The organism is Nonomuraea sp. NPDC049158, assembly GCF_040648335.1.
Classification (GTDB): domain Bacteria; phylum Actinomycetota; class Actinomycetes; order Streptosporangiales; family Streptosporangiaceae; genus Nonomuraea.
Window position 1 is genome coordinate 492674 of the sequence record NZ_JBEZDM010000001.1, and the last position, 21768, is coordinate 514441.

Below are 21768 nucleotides of genomic sequence, written 5' to 3' on the forward strand. Positions count from 1 at the left end.
GATGGACTGCTTGGCCGGGAGCTGAAGGAGACGCTAGAGACCTCGCCCGAGGGCCTCTAGCCCGACCAGGTCGTCCGGGGTCGCGTCGGCGCTCCGGTCGAGCAGGCCCGGCAGCCGTGACCGGAGCGACACCGCCGCGAGCACCGCCATCGCCACGGCGAACAGCACGTACATCAGCCCCACCCCGCGCCCGGCGCCGGTGCCGATGAGCGCCCCCACGGTGGAGGCGAGCGGGCCGTCGGGGGCGAGCAGCGGGTCGAACACCGCCGCCCCGTACGGTGCCACGAGCCCGAAGCCGAGCGGCAGTGTGGACCAGGCGATCAGCGTGTTCAGCGCGAACACCCGCCCGTGGAACCGCTGTGGCACCTTGACCTGCACGATCGTGGCGTAGACACCGTTCAGCAGCGTCACCCACAGCGACATCCCGAACGCCCCGATCCCGATCGTCACCAGATCCGCCCGCAACCCCGTGACCAGGCAGAACGCCGCCAGCGCCAGCGTGCACCACAGCACCGCCCGCATCCGACCCCGGCCCGGGCCGCCCCAGGCCGTCATGGTCAGACCGCCGAGGAAGACCCCCAGCCCGGAGACGAACGAGATCCGGCCCACGTCCTGCAGCGTGCCGAAGGAGAGCACCAGCGGCGAGATCAACAGGAACAGGGGGGACAGGAAGACGTTCAGCACCGCGAAGTAGAGGAGCATCTGACGGAAGCCCAGGTTGCCCCAGGAGTAGCGGAACCCGGCCGCCATCTCCGCCAGCACCGGCTCCTTCCGGCGCCAGGCCATCGCGGCGGGGAAGCGCACCAGCAAGGTCACCCCGATCGCGAAGACGTAACTGGCCACGTCGAGCACCAGGATCCCCTCCAGCCCGATCACGGCCATCAGCCCGACGGCCGCGAGGGGGACGAGCAACTGCGTCATGCCGCCGGCCATCTGGACGATGCCGTTGGCGTGCCCGAGGTACCGCTTGGGGACCAGCTGCGGCACCGCCGAGGTGTAGGCCAGCCGCTGGAACGTCAGCGCCACCGACAGCAGCGCGAGGAGTGGATAGACGTGCCAGGTCTGCAGGTTCCCGGTCCAGAGCAGCGTTCCGAAGACGAGCTGGGTGCCGACGGCGGCGGCGTCACCGCCGAGCATGACGGCCCGCCGGTTCCCGCGATCGACGATCGCCCCCGCCAGCGGCGCCACCACCATCCCCGGGACCAGCCCGACCACCGACAGCAGGGCGAACTGCGCCAGCGAGCCCGTGGTCAGATAGATCCAGATGGGGATGGCGAACCCGGTCAGCGCCGACCCCAGCAGGGACACCAGCTGACCACTGGCGACGGCCGTGAACCGCTTCATGCTGGGCTGCGGTCCGGTCGCGACGGCCGACACCCCGCCCCGCGACACCTCCCGCACCCGCCAACTGGCCCCGCCCACCACCTCGGCGTCGCCTGAGCCCACTGCCTCCGCAACGCCTGAACTCACTGCCTCCGCGTCGCCTGACGCGATGGCGACGTGGGTACGGGTGACGATCTCGGCGAGCTCAGCCGCCCGATATTTCAGGAAAAAGTGTCCGGCCTCGTCCAGCTCCACCACGGCGGCTGTGGGCGTGAGGAAGTGCCACTCGCGATATCGCTCCTCGAAGTACTCGGTCGCCGGATCGTGCTCTCCCGCCACGCTGACGACCGGCGCCCGCAGCCGCTCCACCGAGCTCGCGAACAGCCCGGTGAAGTACTCCTCCGCGGCCTCGCTGTCGCGCCGCATGTTCCTGATGATGTGCCGAGCCTGCCCCGGCTCCAGGTCGCCCATGTCGAGCCCCATGGACATCAGCCAGTTGGCGTAGCTCCGGTCGCTGCGGAGGAACTCGCGCCGCGCCAGCTTGGACAGCAGCGCCATGGGCCCCTTACCCGGGCGGGCGAAGGGGAAGATCGCCCCGATGTACACCGCTTCGAGCTCGCGGCCCGCCGCCTCCAGCCGTCGCGCGATCTCGACGATCAGGGCCGACCCCACGCCGCAGTGCCCGTACAGCGCCACCGGCCCGCGTACCTTCTCCTGGATCTCGCTCACGCACCGGGCCGCCACCTCGTCCAGCGGCAGCCGCTCCTCGTCCAGGCCGACGTCGTGCCCGGGGATGGCCACCGACCACAGGGCGTACGTCGCGGGCAGGGCGTCGGCGAGCGGCTGGTACACCACCGCCGCGCCGCCGCCGTACGGCACGCACACATAGGTGAGCTCTGCGGGAGAGGTACGGCGCGGCGTCAGCTCGTGCAGGAGCCCGCGCGAGGCGGTGGCGGTGCCGTCGACGAGCGCGGCCAGTTCGCGGACGGTCGGGTGCTTGAACAGGTCCACCACGGCGATCGGCGCGGCGCCGGGCGGCAGCGCCCTGCGCAGTCTGGCCACCACCTTGATCGCCAGCAGCGAGTGCCCACCGACGTCGAAGAAGTTGTCGTCCACCCCGAAGTCGGCCATGTCGAGTTCGAGTACCTCGGCCCAGACCGCGGCGACCAGGCGCTCCGCCTCCGTGGCCGGGGGGACGCGCAGGCCCGGTTCCGCGCCGTCCGCCGATGACGTGGGAGCCGGGAGGCGGCGCCGGTCCACCTTGCCGTTGGCGGTCAGGGGCAGCTGAGGGAGGGGGATGAAACGGGTGGGGATCATGTACGCGGGCAGGGTCTCGGCGAGGTGGCCGCGCAGGCGGGCCGGATCCACCTGGCCCACCACGTACGCCACCAGCTGCGCCTGGGTACCCGAGCCATGGGTGATGACCACACACTCGGCCACGTCCGGGTGGCGGGCGAGGTGGGTCTCGATCTCGCCCAGTTCGATGCGGTAGCCGCGGATCTTCACCTGCGCGTCGGCGCGGCCGAGGAACTCGATCGTGCCGTCCGCGGTGTAGCGGCCCAGGTCGCCCGTTCGGTAGAGGCGCTCGCCGGTGCGGGGGTGGCTGATGAAGGCGGCGGCGGTCCGCTCCGGGTCACGCCAGTAACCGGTGGCCACGCCGATGCCGCCGATGTACAGGTCACCGGGCACGCCGATGGGCACGTCACACCGGCCGCGGTCCAGGATGTGGAAGGACTGGTTGGCCAGCGGACGGCCGTACGGGATGGACGACCAGCCCGGGTCCACCTCGCCGATCGGGTAGGAGATGGACCAGATCGAGCCTTCGGTGGCGCCGCCCAGGCTGATGATCTCGGCCGCCGGGGCGAGGGCGCGGATCCGGTCGGGGAGGGTCAGCGGGATCCAGTCGCCGGACAGCAGCACCAGGCGCAGCGAGCTCAGGTCGGTGCCTTCGTGCTCGGCGTGGTCGACCAGGAGCTCCATGAGGGCGGGGACCGAGTTCCAGACGGTGACGCGGTGCTCGGTGACCAGGCGGGTCCAGGCGGCGGGGTCCTTGTCGGCCGACGGCTCACCCATGACGAGGGTGGCGCCGACGGCCAGGGCGCCGTAGACGTCGTACACGGACAGGTCGAAGCTGAGGGCCGACAGGGCGAGGATCCGGTCGTGCGGGCCGACGTGGAAGCGGTGGTTGAGGTCGCGGACGGTGTTCAGGGCGGCCTGGTGCTCGATCATCACGCCCTTCGGGGTGCCGGTCGAGCCCGAGGTGAAGATCACGTACGAGAGATCATCGGGCAAGGCAGGGCAGCCGTGAGGCGTCAGTGAGGTGGACGCCGGAGTAGGCGGGGGAGTCAAGGGAGCGGACGGGTTAGGCGGGGGAGCCAAGGGAGTGGACGGGTTAGGCGGGGGAGTCACCGGAAGGCTGGTTATGTCGGCGGGCCAGGTCAGGTCCAGCCACGGCTGGGTCACCGCGATCCGACACTCGCCGCGCGCCATCAGCTCGAAGCGCCGCTGGTCCGGCAGCTCCGCGTCGATCGGTAGGTACGCCGCCCCGGCCATGTTGATGCCCAGCACCGCCACGACCTGCTCCCACCCCCGCTCCATCACGACCGCGACCAGCTCCCCGCGCCCGACACCCGCCGATGTCAGCTCGGCGGCCAGCAGCCCGGCCCGGCGTTCAAGCTCCGCGTAGGTGATCTCGCCGCCGGGATGGGCCACCGCGACGGCGTCGGGCGCCTGCGGCACCCGCTCCTCGAACGGGCGGTGCAGGAGGCCGGGGGCACCGAGGTCGAGCCCGGTGTCGTTCCACCGCTCCCGCTCCGCTCGCTCCGGCGCGGTGAGCAACTCGATCGTGGAGACAGGAGCTGACGGGTCGGCCACGATCCCACCGAGCAGCGCGGCGAAATGCCCCGCCATACGCGAGATCCGCTCGGCCCCGAACAACGCGACGTTGTACACGAACAGGAACGAACCATCGCCACCGGTGTACAGCTCCAGGTCGAACCGGGTGGCCCACACCCCCGGCGAGAACCCCTCCACGGTCAGCCCGCCGGACGACGGCTCGCCGCCGTAGTTCTGCATCGCGAACAGGACCTGGAACAGCGGCGACCGTGACACCTCCCGGGGCACGTTCAGCTCCGACACCAGCCGCTCGAACGGCAGCTCCTGATGCGCGTACGCGTCCATGGCCAGGTCACGCACCCGATGCAGCAACCCCAGGAACGACGGGTCCCCCGACAGATCCACCCGCATCGCGAGCATGTTGATGAAGCAGCCGATCAGCCCGTCCAGCTCCGGCAGCGACCGACCGGCCACGGGGGAGCCGACCGCCACGTCCTCCTGCCCGGCGTACCGGCCGAGGAGTGCCGCGAAGGCCGCCAGCAGCACCATGTACGGCGTGGCGCCGTGCTCCCGCCCGAGCCGCTCCAGCCGCGCGACCAGAACGGGGTCGATGGTGAAGGAGTGCGCCGCGCCGAGGTAGGTCAGCTCGGGCGGCCGGGGGAAGTCAGTGGGCAGCTCCAGCGGCGACAGCCCGGCCAGCCGTTCCCGCCAGTAGACCACGTCGGCCGCGTCGCCGGGCCGCTCGCGCTGCCAGGCGGCGAAGTCGCCGTAGGTGACGGGCAGGTCGGGCAGGGGTTCCTGGTCGTAGCCGGTCAGGAGCTCGCGGAGCAGGATGTTCGCCGACCAGCCGTCGGCGGCGATGTGGTGGACGGCGATGGCCAGCACGTGGTCGTCGGCGGCCAGCCGTACCAGCAGAGCCCTGATCACCGGCCCGGTCACCAGGTCGAACGGTTCGGCGAGGAAGCGGTCGACCAGAACCCGTGCCCCGTCCACGTCGTCGGCGGCGGCCACAGTGAACGGGACGGTGGCGTCGGCGGACACCGTCACCGTGGGCTGTCCGTCGTCGCCGACCGGGAAGCGGGTTCGCAACGCCTGGTGCCGCGCGGCGACCCGGTTCAGCGCGTCGGCCAGCACGGAGGTGTCGAGCGGGCCGCGCAGCCGCCGCACGAACGGGACCGTGTGCGCGGGGTTCCCCGGCGCGTACTGCTCCATGAACCACAGCCGCTCCTGCGCGTACGACAGCGGCGGCGCCTGACCGGCCGGCAGCGCCGGAATCGTGGGCACGCTCTTGCGCCGCCGTAACCGCTGCGTCAGCAGCGCCCGCTGGGCCTCGGTCAGCTCGGTCACAACACGTCCTCCGGGTCGAGCATGCTGAGCGCCTGTTCGTCGGACAGCCCGGCCACCTCCGCCACCAGCGCCTCCTCGACGGCGCGCGCCAGCTCGGCGACAGTACGGCGGGCGAACAGCGTACGGATCGGCAGCTCCACACCCGCGATCGCCCGCAGCCGGGCCGCCACCCTGATGGCGAGCAGCGAGTGCCCGCCGAGCGCGAAGAAGTCGTCGAACGCGCCGACCTTGTCCGCGCCGAGCACCTCGGCCCAGACGTCGGCGACCAGCTCTTCCGCGTCCGAACGCGGCGGCGTGGCGTCGGTGCCCGCGGCGCGGCCCGGATCCGGCAGCGCGCCCCGGTCGAGCTTGCCGTTCGCGGTGAGCGGCAGCGCGTCGAGCACCACCCAATGAGCGGGGACCATGTACGGCGGGAGCCGCCCGGCCACATGCTCGGCCAGCTCGGCCGTCTCGCCCACGACATAGGCGACGAGCTCGCCGTCCCTGACGACCACCGCGGCCTGCCGCACGTCCGGATGCGCGCGCAGGCAGTGCTCCACCTCGCCCGGCTCGATGCGGAAGCCCCGCACCTTGACCTGCTCGTCGACACGCCCGAGGAACTCCAGCAGCCCGTCGGGACGCAGCCGCACCCGGTCTCCGGTACGGAAGCACCGGCCGCCGTCGGGGAGCCGGACGAAGCGCTGGGCCGTCAGCTCGGGCGCGCCGAGGTAGCCGCGGGCGACGCCTGGGCCGCCGATGTACAGCTCGCCCGGGGCGCCTGGTGGGGTGGGCGTGCCGTGCAGGTCGAGGATCTGGACCGTGGTGGCCTGGATGGGGCGGCCGATCGGCGGGTGCGGGTCGTCGCCGGTCAGGTCGGCGGCGGTCGCGACGATCGTGGTCTCGGTGGGGCCGTAGGTGTTGACCAGGCGTACCCGGTCGCCGAACCGTCGCCGCCAGCGGGCCACGGCGGTGGCGTGCACCTGCTCGCCGCCGATGACGACCAGCCGGAGGGTCGGCGGCCAGGCGATCTCGTCGATCAGGTCCACGAGGTGGTGGAAGTACGCCGTCGGCAGGTCGAGGACGGTGACGCCGGGCCGTTCGGCGAGCAGGTCCGGGAGGGTGGCGCCGCCGTCGGGCACCAGCACGACCGTGGCGCCGGTGGTCAGGGCGGGGTAGAGCTCTTCGGCGTGGGTGTCGAAACTGAGGGAGGCCAGCTGGACGACCTGGTCGCCGGGGCGCAGGCCGTACTCGTGGCGCATCCACCGGACCCGGGCGGCCAGCCCGGCGTGCTCGACCGCCACGCCCTTGGGGGTGCCGGTGGAGCCGGAGGTGTAGAGGACGTAGGCGAGGCCCGGCGCCTGGGCGCGGGGGTCGTCCACGGCGGTCAGGCCGTATGCGGCTGCCAGGTCGTCCGCGGCTCTCTGGGCGTCCGAGACGACCGGGCCGGTGCCGCTCGCGGTGGTCAGGTCGTCCGAGACGACCAGCCGGGCGCCGCTCGTGGCGATCATGTGCTGTCGGCGGGCAGCTGGGTAGGCGGGGTCTAGCGGTAGGTAGGCGGCTCCCACGCGCCAGATCGCCAGCATCGCCACCACCGCGTCGACCGACCGGCCGAGACGGAGCCCGACCATGTCGCCAGGGCCCGCGCCGCGCTCGGCCAGCTCGGCGGCCAGCCGGGCCACCCGCTCTTCCAGCTCGCCGTAGGTCACGCTCTCGGACCCGCAGACGACGGCGGTCTCACCGGAGTGGGCGGCGACGGCCGCCGCGACCATCTCCAGCACACCGCCACCTGGTTCGATCGTCCCGTCGCCGCCGGCCGAGGCGATCAGTGCCGAGTCGGCGGCGGTGAGCACCGGCAGAGCCGACACAGGGGCGTGCCGGTTGTCCGGGTCGGCGATCCCGCGTAACAGCACCGCGAACCGCTCCGCCAGCCCCGCAACCGTCTCAGCGTCGAACAGCCCCGCGTCGTACCCAAAGGCCACCCGCAGCCGCCCCGGCGCCCGCCACGCCTCCACCACCAGGTCGAACTTGGCCTGCCGATACCCATCGTCGAAGTACGACATCTCCAGATCGTCGGCGAGCCGATCCCGCTCTCCATCGGCCGTCTGGCTGTTCAGCGTCAGCATGGTCTGGAACATCGGCTTCCTGGTGACATCCCGCTCGATGTCCAGCTCCGCCAGCAGCCGCTCGAACGGCACGTCCTGATGCGCCATCGCCTCCAGCACCGTCCGCCGCGTCCTGGCCAGCAGCTCGTCCAGCGTCGGATCGCCCGACAGGTCGCCGCGCAGCACCAGCGTGGTGCTGAGGTAGCCGATGATCGGCTCCAGCTCCACCCGGTCCCGCCCGGCGGTGGGCGAGCCGACCAGGATGTCCGTCTGCCCGGTGTGCCGCGCCAGCAGCACCTGGTAGGCCGCCAGCAGCACCATGAACAGCGTGCTCCGCTGCCGCCGCGCTGTCGCGTCCAGCGCCTTGGCCAGGTCGTCGGGGATGTCCAGCAGATGGAAGTCGCCGCGCCCCGGTCCCGGCTGGTGCGGCCGGTCGGTGTGCAGCGCCAGCGTGGGCGGGTCGGCGAGGCGTTCCCGCCAGTACTCCAGCGCCGCGCTACCGTCCTGCTCCCGCTGCCAGCGCGCGACGTCCCCGTGCTGTACGGCCAGCGGTGCCAGGCTCCCCGACCCGGCGTACAGCCTGGCCAGGTCGTCCAGAAGGACGGTGATCGACCAGCCGTCGGCGATGATGTGGTGCAGCACCACGCACAGCACGTGGTCGTCCCCGCCCAGACGGATCAGCGTGATCCGGAGCGGCGGTGCCGCACCGAGGTCCAGCGGGGCGTTGGTGCGGGCGGCGACCAGCGCACGGGCCTCCGTCTCGTCACCCGCGTCCAGCAGCTCGATGTCGGCGGGTCGTCCGGCGTGCTCGACGACGGCGACCGGCCGCCCGTCCACCTCGGGAAAACGCGTGCGCAGGGACTCGTGCCGGTCGAGCAACGCGGTCAGCGCCCGTCGCAGCGCCTCGGGGTCAAGGGGGCCGCGGAGCCGGCGCACGATGTACATGTTGTACGAGGCGTCGCCCGGATCCAGCCGGTGCAGGAACCACAGCCGTTCCTGGCCCGCCGACAGCGGGGGCAGCGTGCCGGACGGGCGCGGGGCGAGCGAGAGGCCGGGGCTGTCCGGCAGCCCTTCCAGCGTCGCCGCGAATCCGGCCACCGTCGGCTGCCCGAACAACGTCCGCAACGGCACCGTCGTCCCCGCGGCCGCCAGCCTGGCGATGACCTGGGTGGCCAGCAGTGAGTGCCCGCCCAGGGCGAAGAAGTCGTCGTCCGCGCCGACGTCGCCGATCCTGAGCACGTCGCCGAAGATCCTGGCCACCTGCCGCTCGCGCGCGGTACGCGGCCGGCCGCCCCGCCCCACCACCGGCCCCGCCGGATCAGGCAGGGACAGCCGATCCACCTTGCCGTTCGGCGTCATCGGCAACGCGTCCAGCACCACCACGACACCGGGCACCATGTAGGCGGGCAACCACCCGGCCGCGTGTTCAAGCAGGTCGGTGGGGTGGTCCGGCGTGGTCACCACCTCCGGCGTGGTCTCCACGTAGGCGACCAGTTCGTCCCCGCGCGCGACGACGGCCGCCCGTCGTACGCCCGGATGCGACTCCAGCGCGGTCTCGATCTCGCCCAGCTCGATCCGGTGCCCGCGCAGCTTCACCTGTCCATCGCCCCGGCCCAGGAACTCCAGGGTGCCGTCGCCGAGCCACCTGACCCGGTCGCCGGTCCGGTAGAGCCCGTCCGCGAAGCGCTCGGCGGTCGCCTCCGGCCGGCCCAGGTAGCCGAGCGCGAGCCCGGCCCCGCCGATCGCGAGGTCACCGGGTACGCCGATCGGCGCCGGCCGCCCGGAGCCGTCGAGCACGTGGACGCGGGTGTTGGCGATCGGCCGCCCGATGCTCACCCGGCCGGGCTCGGCGGGTACCTCCCAGGCGGTGGACCAGATCGTGGTCTCCGTCGGCCCGTACATGTTGAACAATCGCGCCACCCGCCGCCGCAGCCGCCTGGCCAGCGCGAGCGGCAGCGCCTCGCCGCCCGCCAGCGCCACCAGCCCGGAGGCGTCGAGCCCGGCGGAGAGCAGCATGTTCCAGCCCGAGGGGGTGGCCTGGACGTGCGTGACGCCCGACGCGGAGATCAGCCCGGCGAGCGCGGCGCCGTCCCGCACGGTCTCGTCGTCGGCCAGCACCAGCCGCCCGCCGGTCACCAGCGGCAGGTACAGCTCCAGCCCCGCGATGTCGAACGACAACGAGGTGCTGCCGAGCCACACGTCCGCCGGCCCGGAGCCGAGCAGGTGCTCCATCCCGGCCAGCAGGTTCACCAGCGCCGAGTGAGGGACGACCACCCCTTTCGGGCGGCCGGTCGAGCCGGAGGTGTAGAGCACGTAGGCGGCCGACCCGCCATCGGGCCCGGCAGCGACGGGCCCGGGGCCGGGGCCGGCCGGATGGGCGCTGCCGTTCGCGGCGTCGGCGCCAGCGTCGGCGCCGGTGCCGGTAGCTGGGAGCCAGGCATCGGTGCTGGCAGCTGGGAGCCAGGCGTCGGTGCCGGCAGCCGGGAGCCGGGAGTCGTCCAGGGTGAACCGGGCTCCCGAGTCCGCCAGCATGTAGGCCACCCGGTCGGCCGGCAGCGCCGGGTCGATCGGCAGGTAGGCGGCTCCCGCCAGCAGCACACCGAGCAGAATGCCGGGCAACTCCGCAGACCGCCCTCCGCGTACGGCGACCACGGATCCGCGCCCCGCCCCTCGCTCCCGCAGCTCACCCGCCACCCGTACAGCCTGGGCGGCCAGCTCCGCGTAGGACAGGCGGCGGTCGCCGCACGAGACGGCGATCGCGTCCGGCCGCAGCTCCGCCTGCCGCATGACCAGGTCCACCACGGTCGCGTCCGGCACGTCCAGGGTGGTGCTGTTCCAGGTCCGGTCGAGCAGCTCGCGTTCGGCGGCGGGCAGCAGGTCCAGCTCGGACAGGCGAGTATCGGGAGCGGCGATGATCGAGGCGAGCAGGGTCTGGAAGCGGGTCACGAGCCGGGTCACCGTCTCCCGGCCGAACAGCTCGGCGCTGTAGAAGAGCGCCCCGTGCCAGCCCCTGCCCGACGGCCAGAGATCCATCCGCAGGTCCACCATGGCCGGCGGCGCCCCGTGCGGGAACGGCAGGCTCTCCATCCCGGCGAACGACTCCGCCTCCGCGTACCCGACCGCGGAGTTGTGCAGCGCCAGCATCGCCTGGAACAGCGGCGTACGCGACAGGTCGCGCTCGATGTCGAGCGCGGACAGCACCCGCTCGATCGGCACCTCGCGGTGCGCCATCGCCTCCAGCACGGTACGGCGGGTACGGCGCAGCAGCTCGCTGAACGGCGGATCCCCCGACAGATCCCCCCGGAGCACCAGTGTGGAGGCGAACAGCCCGACCATCGGCTCCAGCTCCGGCCGGTCGCGCCCGGCGGTGGGCGAGCCGACCACGATGTCGTCCTGCCCCGCATGCCGGGCCAGCAGCACCTGGTAGGCGGCCAGCAGCACCATGAACACCGTCGAACGCTCGGCTCTGGCCAGCCGGGACAGCGCGCCGGCGACGCCGGGCGGCAGGTCGAAGTGCACTTCGCCGCCCGCGCTGCCGCGCTGCGCGGGACGCGGCCGGTCCGTGGGCAGCTCCAGCGGCATCGCCCCGGCGAGCTTGGCCGTCCAGTAATCGGCGTCGGTGTGGGAGACCCGCTGGGTGTCGGCGTACTCGGCGTAGCTGACGGGCAGCTCGGGCAGCTCGGCCGGTACGCCCTCCGTGCGGGCGAGGTAGCAGACGGCCAGGTCGCTCAGCAGAACGTTCAGGGACCAGCCGTCGCCGATGATGTGGTGCAGCACCACGCACAGCACGTGGTCGTCGTCCGCCAGCCGGACCAGCGTGATCCGCACGGGCGGAGCGGCGGCCAGGTCGAAGGGCGTGTTGACCCGCTCTTCGAGCAACCGCATGACCTCAGGCTCGTCCGGGGCCGCCCGCTCGGAGAGCTCGTCCGGGGCCGCCCGCTCGGCGCCCGAGGATAGGCCCGAGGATAGGCCCGAGGATGGGCCCGAGGATAGGACTGCCCGATCGAGGACCACGAACTCCACCGGCACCGCCGCCCCCGGCGGGTCGATCACCGCGATCGGCAGCCCGTCCTGGTCGGGGAACCTCGTGCGCAACGACTCATGCCGCGCCACCACATCCCCGAACGCCCCCGTCAGCGCCTCGACGTCGAGCGTCCCCCGCAACCGCCGCACCGCCGCCATCCGATAGGCCGCGTCCGACGGATCGAGCCGCTGCAGGAACCAGAGCCGCTCCTGGCCCAAGGAGATCATGGCCGCAGCCCGCCGATGGCCGCCGCCACCCCGGTGATCGTCGGATCGTCGAGGAACACGTCGAACGGAACCTCCACCCCGAGCCGTTTCCTGATCCGCGCGCTGATCTGCGTGATGGTCAGCGAGTGCCCGCCGAGGTCGTAGAGGTCCTCGTCCGGCGCGATGTGGTCCATCCGCAGGACCTCCATCCAGATCAGCCGTACCTGCTCGACCAGCTCGGCGTCGACCTCGTCATGCGCGGGCCCGGCATCCGGCGGCGCCTCCAGAACGACCTCGGGAGCGACCTGGGCGGCGGCCGGGAGCGGCAGGTCGGCGAGCCGTACGTCCGGATTGTCGGCGACCGCGCGCAGCACCGCCCTGAGGTGTTCCCCGGCCAGCTCGACATCCCGCCGGGGAATGACGTCCGGGCTGTAGTGCAGCGTCAGGTGCAGGCCGTCGTCGCCGTCGACGGCCTGGAGGTGGAGCGCGTTCCTGACCGTGTGGCTGGACATCTTCCACTCCACCGACAGATTCAGCCCGGGGAAGACCTGTTCGGGCGCGCGCCGCCGGAAGCTGATGGACACCGGCGCCAGCGCCACCCTCGGCTTGATCCCGCCCACCGCCCTGGCCACGGGCACCTCGCGGAAGGCGTTCAGCTCGCGCAGCTCGCTCCGGATGCTCAGGGCCAGCTCACGGAAGGAGTCCTCGGCCGAGAACGACGCGAACACCGGCAGCTCGGTGGCGAACAGACCGATGTCGTCCCGGGTCTCGGCGGTCCGGGTCGACATGGCCACGGCCACCGGCGTGTCGGCGTTGCCGTACCGGTGAAGGAGGGCGTGCACGGCGGCGAGGAAGACCTCGAATCTCGTCACGCAGGATAGGTCGGGCATGTCGTGAGTCAGCGCGAGCAGGACGGTCTCGCCGTGCGCGGCCAGCTGCGGCGATCGCGTCGCCCCGTTGATCACCACCTGCGACACCTCGCGCCAGCGCGCCCGCCAGTACGCCGCCGCCTCCGGCGACGGCTTCTCCGCCGCCCCGTACGGCATGGGCAACGGCGGAACCGGCGCCCCGGAGTAGGCGGCGGCGAGATCCCGTACCAGCAGGTCCTTCGACATGCCGTCGAAGACCAGGTGATGAGCCACGAACAGCAGCAGATGCCGCGACGGCGAGACCTCCGCCAGCGTGAACCGGGCCAGCGGCCCGGCGGACAGCTCGAAGGGCCGCGCGATCTCCCGCTCGATCAGCGCCTCCGGGTCCGGCTCCACGACGAACGCGACCGGCGGGAGCTCCCTGGCCGGCACCAGGTGCAGCACGCCGTCGCGCTCCTCGAAGGCGCGGCCCAGCACCGGGTGCCGCGCGAGCACCGCCCGGCACGCCGCCAGCATCGCCGCCCGCTCCAGCGGTCCGTCGAACCACATGGCGAACGGCATGTGGTACGCCGTGCCGGTGCCGTGCAGCACCTCGGTGATCCACATCCCGTGCTGGGCCTGTGACGCCAGGACCATGCTCACTCCTCTGCCATACTGCGCAGTTCTCGCTTGATCACTTTTCCGGCGGCGTTCCTGGGCAGCGCGGCCACGCGCAGCAGCCGGGTGGGCAGCTCGTGCTGGGCGAGCCGCTCGGCCAGGAAGGCGCGTACGCCGGCCAGCGTCACCGGCTCACGGGACACGAACGCCGCCGCCACCACCATGCCCATGACCGGGTGCGTCACGCCGAACACCGCCGCCTCGGCGACGGCCGGATGCTCGTGCAGCGCGGCCTCGACCTGGAGCGTCGAGACCTTGAACGCGCCCGACTTGATCACGTCGCTCTCACGGTCGACCAGGTACAGGTAGCCGTCGTCGTCCAGGTAGCCGAGGTCGCCCATGCGTACCCAGCCGTCCTGGAAGGTGTCCTGCCGCTGCTCGCGGTAGTAGGAGCGGGAGTGCGCGGCGGCGCGCAGCCACACCTCGCCGCTCTCGCCGGGCGGGGCCGGGTCGCCGTCGGCGGTCACGATCCGCAGGCTGCCGGCGGCGTGCCCGAGCGCGCCCGGCCGGTCGGGGTCGTAGATCATGACGGTCTGGGCGGGGGCCGCCTCGGTCGAGGTGTAGTAGTTCGCGACCGTCGCGTTCGGGAACGCCTCGGTCAGCTCGGCCGCGACCCTCGGCGGCAGCGCGGCGGCGGCCGAGCCGAGCAGCAGCACGCTCGACAGGTCGTGACGGTCCTGGACGCGCGCGCCGAGCAGCTCGATGGCCATCGCGGGCACCACGAACACGGTCCCGGCCGCGTACGACTCGATGAGCGCCGCGAAGCGGGCCGGCGTGAACAGCGGCAACGTGACCACGGTGGGGGCGGCGCTCAGCGCGTGGAGCAGCATGACCTGGCCGGCGTTCGTGCCGATGGGGAAGGCGTGCACGAGATGCCTGGAGTGAGCGAACGGGCGGCGTTTGGGGTGTACGGGCGGGGAGGTGAGGTTCGCGTGGCTGGCCGCCACGCCCTTGGGCTGCCCGGTGGTGCCGGAGGTGTAGAGGATCTGGGCGTACCCGAGCGGATCGACCGTGACCGGGACCGGGCCGGTCGGGCCGCCGAGATCGTCGCCGCTCCGGATCATCGTCGTCGCCGCGCAATGCTTGATCAGGCGGGCCAGCTCCGGCTCGGCCAAGCGGTCCGACAGCGGGACCGCGACCGCGCCCGCCTTCAGCACCGCCATCCAGCTCACCGCGTAGTCGAGCCAGTCGCGGCCGCCGAACACCAGCGCGACTCTGTCTCCAGGACGTACGCCCTGGTCGAGCAGGCCGTGGGCGGCGGCGTCAGAGCGCTCGTCCCACTCGGCGAGTGTCAGGGCGCCCGTTCCGGCGACGATGAGGGCTTCGTGGTCGGGGTCGGTGGCGGCGCGTGAACTCAGCAGAGCAGGGACAGGACGGGCCGACTTAACCACCCCCCAAAATTATTATCGGGATGTCGCATGACGCTAGAAAAAATGCACAATTGCGTCAACCCCTTACCGCCAGGCGCTTGCCGCCGTCAGGCCCCGCGTGACACACTCGCCCCGGATTTCCCTGGAAACGGGAGGGCTTCGCCAGGTGCAGACGGACGGGGATCTACGCGAACGCCTCGCGGACATGGTGGCCGAGGCCACCGACGGCGCGGTCGAGGCCGCCGACGTGCTGGCCGGGGAGACTCGGCTGGCCGATCTCGGTGTCACCTCGCTCGGCTATCTCAGGCTGATCGACGCGGTGGAGGCGGAGTTCGGCATCGAGCTCGACATGACCTCGGCCGACAGCCTGGACGAGCTGGTGGACTACTTACGGCTCCATGCTTGAGTCGCCGCTGACCTGGGGGCAGCAGGACATCTGGCGGGCCGTGGTGGCGGCGCGGCCGCAGGAGCACTATCTCAACATCGGCCGGATCTTCGCCGCGCCGAAGCGGCCCGTCACCGTCGAGCGCGCCGTCAAGGCCCTGGATGACCTGGTCGCCAGGCACGAGGCGCTGCGCACCCGGCTCAGCGGGCCGCGCGACTGCCCCCGGCAGCGGATCTCGCCCATCGCCCGGCCGTACGTCGAGGTGACGGACGAATCCGCTCAGGTGGTGTGCGATCGCCTGTCGGGTGAGCCGTTCGACTACTGGGAGGAGTGGCCGCTGCGGGTGGCGTTCCTCGTGACCGGCGACTATGTCCGGCATGTCGTGCTGGTGCTCTGCCACCTGGCCGCCGACGGGCACGCGGCCGATCTCCTGGTGAAGGACTTCCGGCTGCTCCTGCTGCGCGACTCGCTGCCGCCGCCGGAGAGCGCCACGCCGCGCGAGCTGGCCGAGTGGCAGCGCTCGGCCGAGGGCAAGCGTACGTCCGACGAGGCTGTGGCCTTCTGGTCGGCCGAATACCAGCGGATGGATCCTGTGACCCTGGCGGACGTCCCGCGGCGCCCCCGGTTCTGGGAGGTCACGATGACCTCCTCGGCCATCGCCGCGGCGGCCCAGGCCGTGGCCGCCCGCGAGCGGGTGAGCTCCTCGACGGTGCTGCTCACGGCGGCGATCCGGCTCGCCGGGCGGCTCACGGGCCAGCGGTTCTGCGGCATGCGGGTGATCGTCAACAACCGGTTCGCGGCCGAGCGCCGCGACGTGGTCTCCACGATCTCGCAGGAGGGGCTGGTCCTGCTCGACCTGCGTACGCCGGACTTCGGGGAGTTGGTACGGCAGGGCTGGCAGGTGGCCTTACGGGCCTACCGGCAGGCCCAGTTCGATCCGTACGCGATGGAGGAGGCGGTGTCGGGCATGGGGCCGGGGATCAGGTCGTTCGGCTGCTTCAACGACCAGCGGCTGGTGCAGCGGGACGAGGCGACAGGTCTGGACGAACGGGCCGTACGCGCCTCGATGGAGCGGACCGACCTGGTCTGGACGGACACCATGGACCGCAACATCTGCGACTTCCGGCTGCACGTCGGCGGCGAGCCGGGGCGGATGGAGGTGTCGCTGTACGCCGACACCGGGCTGCTCGCGCCGCCGGGGATCGAACGCTTCCTGTACGACATGGAGTCGACGCTGGTCGAGGCGGCGTTCGCATGAGCCTGTACGCGGCGGCCACGTCGTGCGCGCAGGGGGAGTCGCTCCGGTTCCACCTGCTCGGGGGCGGCGGCCCGATCACCGTCGAGGACGTGCCGTCGGGACGGGTCATGCTCCAGGACACGGCTGAGGGCGACACCTGGACGCTGAAGGTGGGCGCGGACTGGCCCAGCTCCCTCTATCGCGCCGTCGTCAGCGATGGGTCCGCATATTTCGTCGTACGTGCGGCTGTGCCCGCTTCGCCGGTGATGGTGGCGATTCCCTTTCCCACCTGGGAGGCCTACAACCGGCCCGGCGTGCCCGGTGAAGGGCTCTACCAGGCCGAGCAGCCCGATCGGGCGGTCAAGGTCAGCTTCGACCGGCCGGGGGCGGGGCCGCAGATCGAGGAGTGGGAGCTGGGGCTGCTGCGGTGGCTCGGGCCGTCGGGCCATCCGGTCGACTACTGCTCGGGGCTGGACCTGCACGACGGTCTCGACCTGCTGAGCCGTTACCGGTTGCTGGTGATCAACGGGCACGACGAGTACTGGTCGTGGGAGATGCGGGACGCGGTGGAGGCGTTCGCGCGGGCCGGTGGAAATATCGCCATATTCTCCGGCAACACCTGCTGGTGGCAGGTCCGCTTCGAGGACGACCTCCGCACGATGGTCTGCTACCGCGACGCCGTCGCCGACCCCCTCACCGCCACCGACCCCGGCCGCGCCACCGTCGAATGGCCCAGCGAACCCGTCAACCGCCCGGAGAACACCCTGACCGGCGTCACCTTCCGGAACGGCGCGGGCTGCTGGGTCGACTCACGGGTGATGGCCCACGAGTCGTACACGGCCCGCTTCGCCGACCACTGGGTCTTCGAAGGCACCGGGCTGTCCGACGGAGACACCTTCGGCAGGGGCGCGCTCGGCTACGAGACGGACGCCGCCGACTTCGAATGGGTCGAAGGGGTGCCGAGGGCGACGGGCCGCGACGGCACACCACCGTCGTTCGTCGTCCTCGCCACGGCCGACCTGAGCCACTGGCGCCGGTACGGGAAGGGCGGCGCGGCCACGATGGGCGTACACCGCCTCGGCGCGGGGACCGTCTTCAACGCCGCCACCATCAACTGGGGCAACACCCTCCACGACCCCGTCCTGGACAGAATCACGCGAAACGTCCTCGACCGCCTGTCCCAACCCCCAAGCCACCCACCCTCCTGGGACGCGATCGGTCCCGCCCCAACCTACCCGCCTGCTCGCGAGTCGTCTCATGGTGCCGGTGGCGGCACGCGTGCTCTGGTCGCCTGCGACAGCCGGCTCTTCGCCGCCTGCTCGGACGGGACACTCGCCGTCCGCGACATCTCCGGACAGAACCTGCCATGGCAGATGATCGACGAGACCGACGTGATCGCTCTGGCGGCCCCTCGGGAGGCCCACGGCGGCCCACCCGCCGGCCTGTACGGGGTGGCTCCAGACGGAACGATCCGCTACCGCGCCCCCGTGTTGGCCAGATCCACTTGGCAGGACGTCAGCCAGGCCCCCGAGGGCACCACCGGCTTGGCCGCAGTGGACGAGGGCCTGTTCGCCGTCACCTCGGCGGGCGAGCTGTGGCACCTCCCGATCCGGCGGCTGGACACCCACGACTGGGCCCGAGCGGGCTCGGCCGGTGGCGCGGTGAGCCTGACCGCGATGAACGGGCGCCTGTTCGCCGTCTCCGCCGACCGGATCCTGACCAGACCCGCTGAGCGACACGAGACCGCCTGGCAGGACCTGGGCCCGGCGGGGGGCCACACCGTCCTCGCCGCCTCCGCCGGACGACTCATCGGCACCGGCCCGGGGACCGGCCTCTCCTGGCGGTGAGAGCGGGGTCAGAGGAGACCGAGCCGGCCGAGCATGCCGAGCTGGTCGCTGCTGCCCCACCGTTCCACCAGCTTGCCGTCGGCGAAGCGGCTGATCTGCATGCCGCGATAACTCACCTTCTTGCCGGTGGCCGGATGGCCCATGAGGTCGCCGAGGTGGGTGCCGCTGATGGTGTAGGCGAAGGCCAGCTCGTCATCGGTGGCGATCAGGTGCTCGACCTCGACGCGCAGATCTGGGAACGCGGTGCGCATCTCGCCGAACATGGCCTTGTAACCGTCGGGACCCGGCCCTTGCCCGGGGGCGGGATCGTGGTCCACGGCATCGGGCGCGACCACTTCGTCCAAGATGGCGAAGTCGCCGCTCATCACCGCGGTGGCGAAGCGTTGCTGGGCGGCGAGGTTGGCTTCGTAGGTCATGTCTCTCCGTACAGTCAGTCGGCGATGGCCGGTCACGTCCCACGGACAGTGGATCTTTGTGCGACTCTGTTTCTGCAGGTTAGGCGGCGAGCGTCTGCAGGGGTGGGTCTTGGACGGGGCGTGTCGCCGGGGATCGCACGGAGGCCGCTTCTATGGACGGTCACTCGCGTAGGCCGTTTCTACGGACGGTCGCTCACGAGCGCCGCTTTGGGAGCGGTGGCTTTCGCAGACCGCTTCTACGGGCGGTCGCTTTCGTAGGCCAGCCACTGCGCGCAGGTGTGCAGCCCGTAGTCCAGTGTCACGCTCGGCCGCCAGCCCAGCTCGGCGGCGGCCCGCTCGACATCGACCAGCGGCTTCGGCGGGCCGTCGGACGTTTCGACGTCCAGCGGCCGCACGGCCCCTGACACCGCCTCGGCCAGCTCCCGCATGCCCAGCCGTTCCGGATTGGCGATGTTGAACACCCGCGACACCGGATTCCCCGCCAGCGCCGCCAGTACCGCGCGAGCGACGTCCTGGACGTGCACCAACTGCGTGGGAGAGCCCGTGACGGGCGCGGGACGGTTGAGCGACGACCGCAGCACCAGCTCCGCGACCGCGCCTTGCTGCGGCATCCCAGGCCCATAGGGCTCGCCCAGCCGCAACACCACGGCGCTGCCCGCCTCCTCCTCCACCTGCCGAATGGCCCGCACCAGCGGCGCGTCCCCGAGTGGCGGGGAGGTCGCGTGCTTCCCATCCCCGTAGACGGCGCACGAGCTGAGCAGGACGCCGCCGCGTCCGTCGGTGAAGGCCGCTCGCGCCAGCCGCAGCTCCTTCTCGGGGTCGGCGTCCTCGTCCCAGCCGAGCGCGCAGACATGCACCACCGCGGCGGCGCCGGCCTCGGGACCGACTGTTCGATAGCCGTGGTCGGCGAGCGCGCCCGCCAGATGGTCGCGGACGAACGTGTCGCCGCCCGTCAGAGCCACCACGGGGCGGTCGGCGAAGGCCCTGGGACGGTGTCCGGGCCGGTCGGCCAGGCCCGCCTCCAGGCCCGCGCGGGCCACCTCGTGCAACTCGGGCGCGAGCCGGGCGAGCTCCCGGGCCCCGAGCTCATGGCAGAGCCCGCCAGGACCCATCGTGGCGAGCGCCCGGTCCAGCACGCGCGGGTCGGCGCGCATGTCGGCCTGGTCCAGCGCGCGCGGGTCGGTACGGTCCACACCACGCGGATCGTTGTCATCCGGGCTGCCGTCTCCACCGGCCTGGCCGTGGACGATGCCCATGGTGTAGGCCGTGAGCCAGAGCGGCCAGTGCTGGGTCGCCGCCCTGGTCCGCAGCGACTCGGCGTCGATGCCCCGCCCCGCCAGGTAGTCCTCGCAGCGGATGTCGCGCCACCGCCCGGTCCCGGGCACGCGGACGGCGCACTGGGCCACCCCACGCTTGAAGAACGGGATCACCGGCAGCTCCCCGAGAACCCGCTCCTCGGAGCACCGATCCGCCTGCGGGTCGTCCGGGAACCAGCCCTCCGAGCCGTCCGGGAAGAAGCCCTGCGGGTCGTCGGCAAAGAAGCAGGGGGAGCGGCGCAGCCCCTGGAAGTCGTTGTCCACCAGGCTCGCCAGGTCCTCGTGCTCGGCCAGGCTCGGCACGGCCACGAACACGGGCACCCCCGCCTGCCGCAGGTACCGCCCCATGAGCACATCGTCGGGCCAGGTGTCTCCCCGGTCGCGGGCCCATTCCACGTACCCGCCCGCGACCTGTCTGGGCAGCAGCAGGGCCGCCACCGGCGTGTACTCGCCGACCCCGGGCACCCACCGCGCCCCGGCGAGCGCGCCCTGCCGGACGGCGGCGCCGTTGCGTGAGTTCCAGAAGGCGAACAGGGCGAGCGCGGCGTGCGGCATGGCGCGGGCGGCACTCTCGGCGCGTTCGAAGAACGTACTCGAGAGCACCATGTCGTCATGCAGCAGCAGATGGTGCGTGGCGTCCGAAGGGATGCTGGACCAGGCGAGCAGCGAGGTACGGAACGCCGACGGACGCCCCGCCGGATCGGGGTCGGTGACGACGTCGAAGACGCCACCGGCCAGCCGGATGGCCGCCTCCCTGCGCTGGGGATGCGCCATCACAGCCCCAGTCAGCTTCACGTGTCCAGGCATCGGGTTCACGTGCCCAGGCATGCGCCTACCGCGAGCTCGCCCGACTCCAGTAGGTCGAGGGCGTCGCGCCGCTCACCGCCGTCCCACTGCACCTCGCGGACGACCAGCAGCCCCGAGCCGCACGCCACCAGCACCCCGCCGACGCCGGTGGACCAGACGGGCGCGAGTACGGTGCCGGGCGGTTCTTGGCCGCCGTATTCGATCAGGTCGGCGCTGTGCACGAACAGCTTGCGGCCATCGACGAAGGTGAAGGCCCCCGGGTACGGCGCGGCCAGCGCGCGGATCCAGTCGTAGAGGTCGTCGGCCGGCTTGGACCAGTCGATCACCCCGTCCTCCGGACGGCGCTTGTCCCACCACGAGCCGCCCGGGGGCTGCGGTCGTGCCACCACTTGTCCCGCCAGCAGCAGCGGCACGTACTTGGCGAGCAGCTCGATGTTGATCTCGGTGACCTTGCGGTACACCTCGGTGACGTCGTCGCGGCGGCTGATCGTGAACTCCCGCTGCGCGATGAGGTCCCCGGTGTCGGCGCCCTCGTCGAGGAAGAACAGGCTCACCGCGCTCGTCGTCAGCCGCTTGATGATGGTCCATGGCAGCGCGGCGCGTCCCCGGCCCTCCGGCAGGCGGGTGGGGTGCAGGCCGATCGAGCCGAGCGGGCAGACCGACAGCAGCGGCTCCCTTACGAGCTGCGACCACCCGGCGATCACGAACAGGTCCATCTCCTTGACCCGCTCGTATGCCTCGCCGTCGTTGATGTCGGCGGTCTCCAGCAGCGGGATGCCGTGCTTCTCGGACGCCTCCCGCAGCGGCGCGTACCCCGAACGATGCTGCAGCTTCGGCGGATAGCCGATGAGCAGCGACGGGGGAGTGCCCTGCGCGGCCAGTACGTCCACGGCGGGGGCGGCGAACTCCATGCCCGTGGCGAACGCGAACGTCTTCACCTGAATTGTGGCGCGGAGACCCGGTCCTTCAGGGCCGGGAGGAAGCGCCACCCCTCCTTTCGAAAACAGAATGGAAAGTCTCGGTCACGTTCGGTAATGTGTGCGGTGGG

The 21768-nt window shown here is 72.1% G+C and carries 10 protein-coding genes; 3 read left to right on the plus strand and 7 right to left on the minus strand.

Features of this window, described 5'->3' with window-relative positions; translation table 11 throughout:
* Window positions 1-33: 33 nt before the first annotated feature.
* Genes AB0B61_RS02150 through AB0B61_RS02165 form a run of 4 tightly spaced genes read right to left on the minus strand, consistent with a single transcriptional unit; the run spans window position 34 to window position 14733 of the window.
* Entirely contained in the window at window positions 34-5505 is a 5472-nt protein-coding gene (locus AB0B61_RS02150; RefSeq protein ID WP_358426588.1) for an amino acid adenylation domain-containing protein, read from the minus strand.
* Window positions 5502-11837, minus strand: a complete 6336-nt coding sequence (locus AB0B61_RS02155) for an amino acid adenylation domain-containing protein (protein ID WP_358426591.1) — start codon at window positions 11835-11837, stop codon at window positions 5502-5504. The genes AB0B61_RS02150 and AB0B61_RS02155 overlap by 4 nt, the downstream gene beginning before the upstream one ends.
* On the minus strand, window positions 11834-13321 hold the full coding sequence (locus tag AB0B61_RS02160; protein WP_358426594.1) for a condensation domain-containing protein: 1488 nt from the start codon (window positions 13319-13321) through the stop codon (window positions 11834-11836). Before AB0B61_RS02160 ends, AB0B61_RS02155 begins: the two co-directional genes overlap by 4 nt.
* A 2-nt stretch (window positions 13322-13323) precedes the next feature.
* Window positions 13324-14733 carry an AMP-binding protein gene (locus tag AB0B61_RS02165; RefSeq protein WP_358426597.1) on the minus strand — a complete coding sequence of 470 codons (1410 nt, stop codon included), beginning with the start codon at window positions 14731-14733 and terminating at the stop codon, window positions 13324-13326.
* Between the two features lie 145 nt (window positions 14734-14878).
* On the opposite strand from AB0B61_RS02165, the gene AB0B61_RS02170 reads away from it, so the two are divergent.
* From AB0B61_RS02170 to AB0B61_RS02180, 3 genes are read left to right on the plus strand one after another with little or no spacing between them, the layout of a single operon-like run.
* A complete protein-coding gene (locus AB0B61_RS02170; protein WP_358426600.1) occupies window positions 14879-15118 on the plus strand; it encodes an acyl carrier protein in 240 nt (79 codons plus the stop codon).
* Window positions 15111-16355, plus strand: a complete 1245-nt coding sequence (locus AB0B61_RS02175; protein WP_358426603.1) for a condensation domain-containing protein — start codon at window positions 15111-15113, stop codon at window positions 16353-16355. The genes AB0B61_RS02170 and AB0B61_RS02175 overlap by 8 nt, the downstream gene beginning before the upstream one ends.
* Entirely contained in the window at window positions 16352-18181 is a 1830-nt protein-coding gene (locus tag AB0B61_RS02180) for a N,N-dimethylformamidase beta subunit family domain-containing protein (RefSeq protein WP_358426606.1), read from the plus strand. The genes AB0B61_RS02175 and AB0B61_RS02180 overlap by 4 nt, the downstream gene beginning before the upstream one ends.
* Before the next feature lie 8 nt (window positions 18182-18189).
* Here AB0B61_RS02180 and AB0B61_RS02185 read toward each other — a convergent pair whose 3' ends face one another.
* The 3 genes from AB0B61_RS02185 to AB0B61_RS02195 all read right to left on the minus strand — a co-directional run bounded on the left by AB0B61_RS02185 (window position 18190) and on the right by AB0B61_RS02195 (window position 21658).
* Window positions 18190-18597 carry an ester cyclase gene (locus AB0B61_RS02185; RefSeq protein ID WP_358426609.1) on the minus strand — a complete coding sequence of 136 codons (408 nt, stop codon included), beginning with the start codon at window positions 18595-18597 and terminating at the stop codon, window positions 18190-18192.
* A gap of 236 nt (window positions 18598-18833) precedes the next feature.
* Window positions 18834-20687 (minus strand): NAD-dependent epimerase/dehydratase family protein, encoded by a 1854-nt coding sequence (locus tag AB0B61_RS02190; protein WP_358426612.1) that lies wholly within the window; start codon window positions 20685-20687, stop codon window positions 18834-18836.
* 38 nt (window positions 20688-20725) lie between these two features.
* On the minus strand, window positions 20726-21658 hold the full coding sequence (locus AB0B61_RS02195; RefSeq protein ID WP_358426615.1) for a methionyl-tRNA formyltransferase: 933 nt from the start codon (window positions 21656-21658) through the stop codon (window positions 20726-20728).
* Window positions 21659-21768 lie beyond the last annotated feature (110 nt).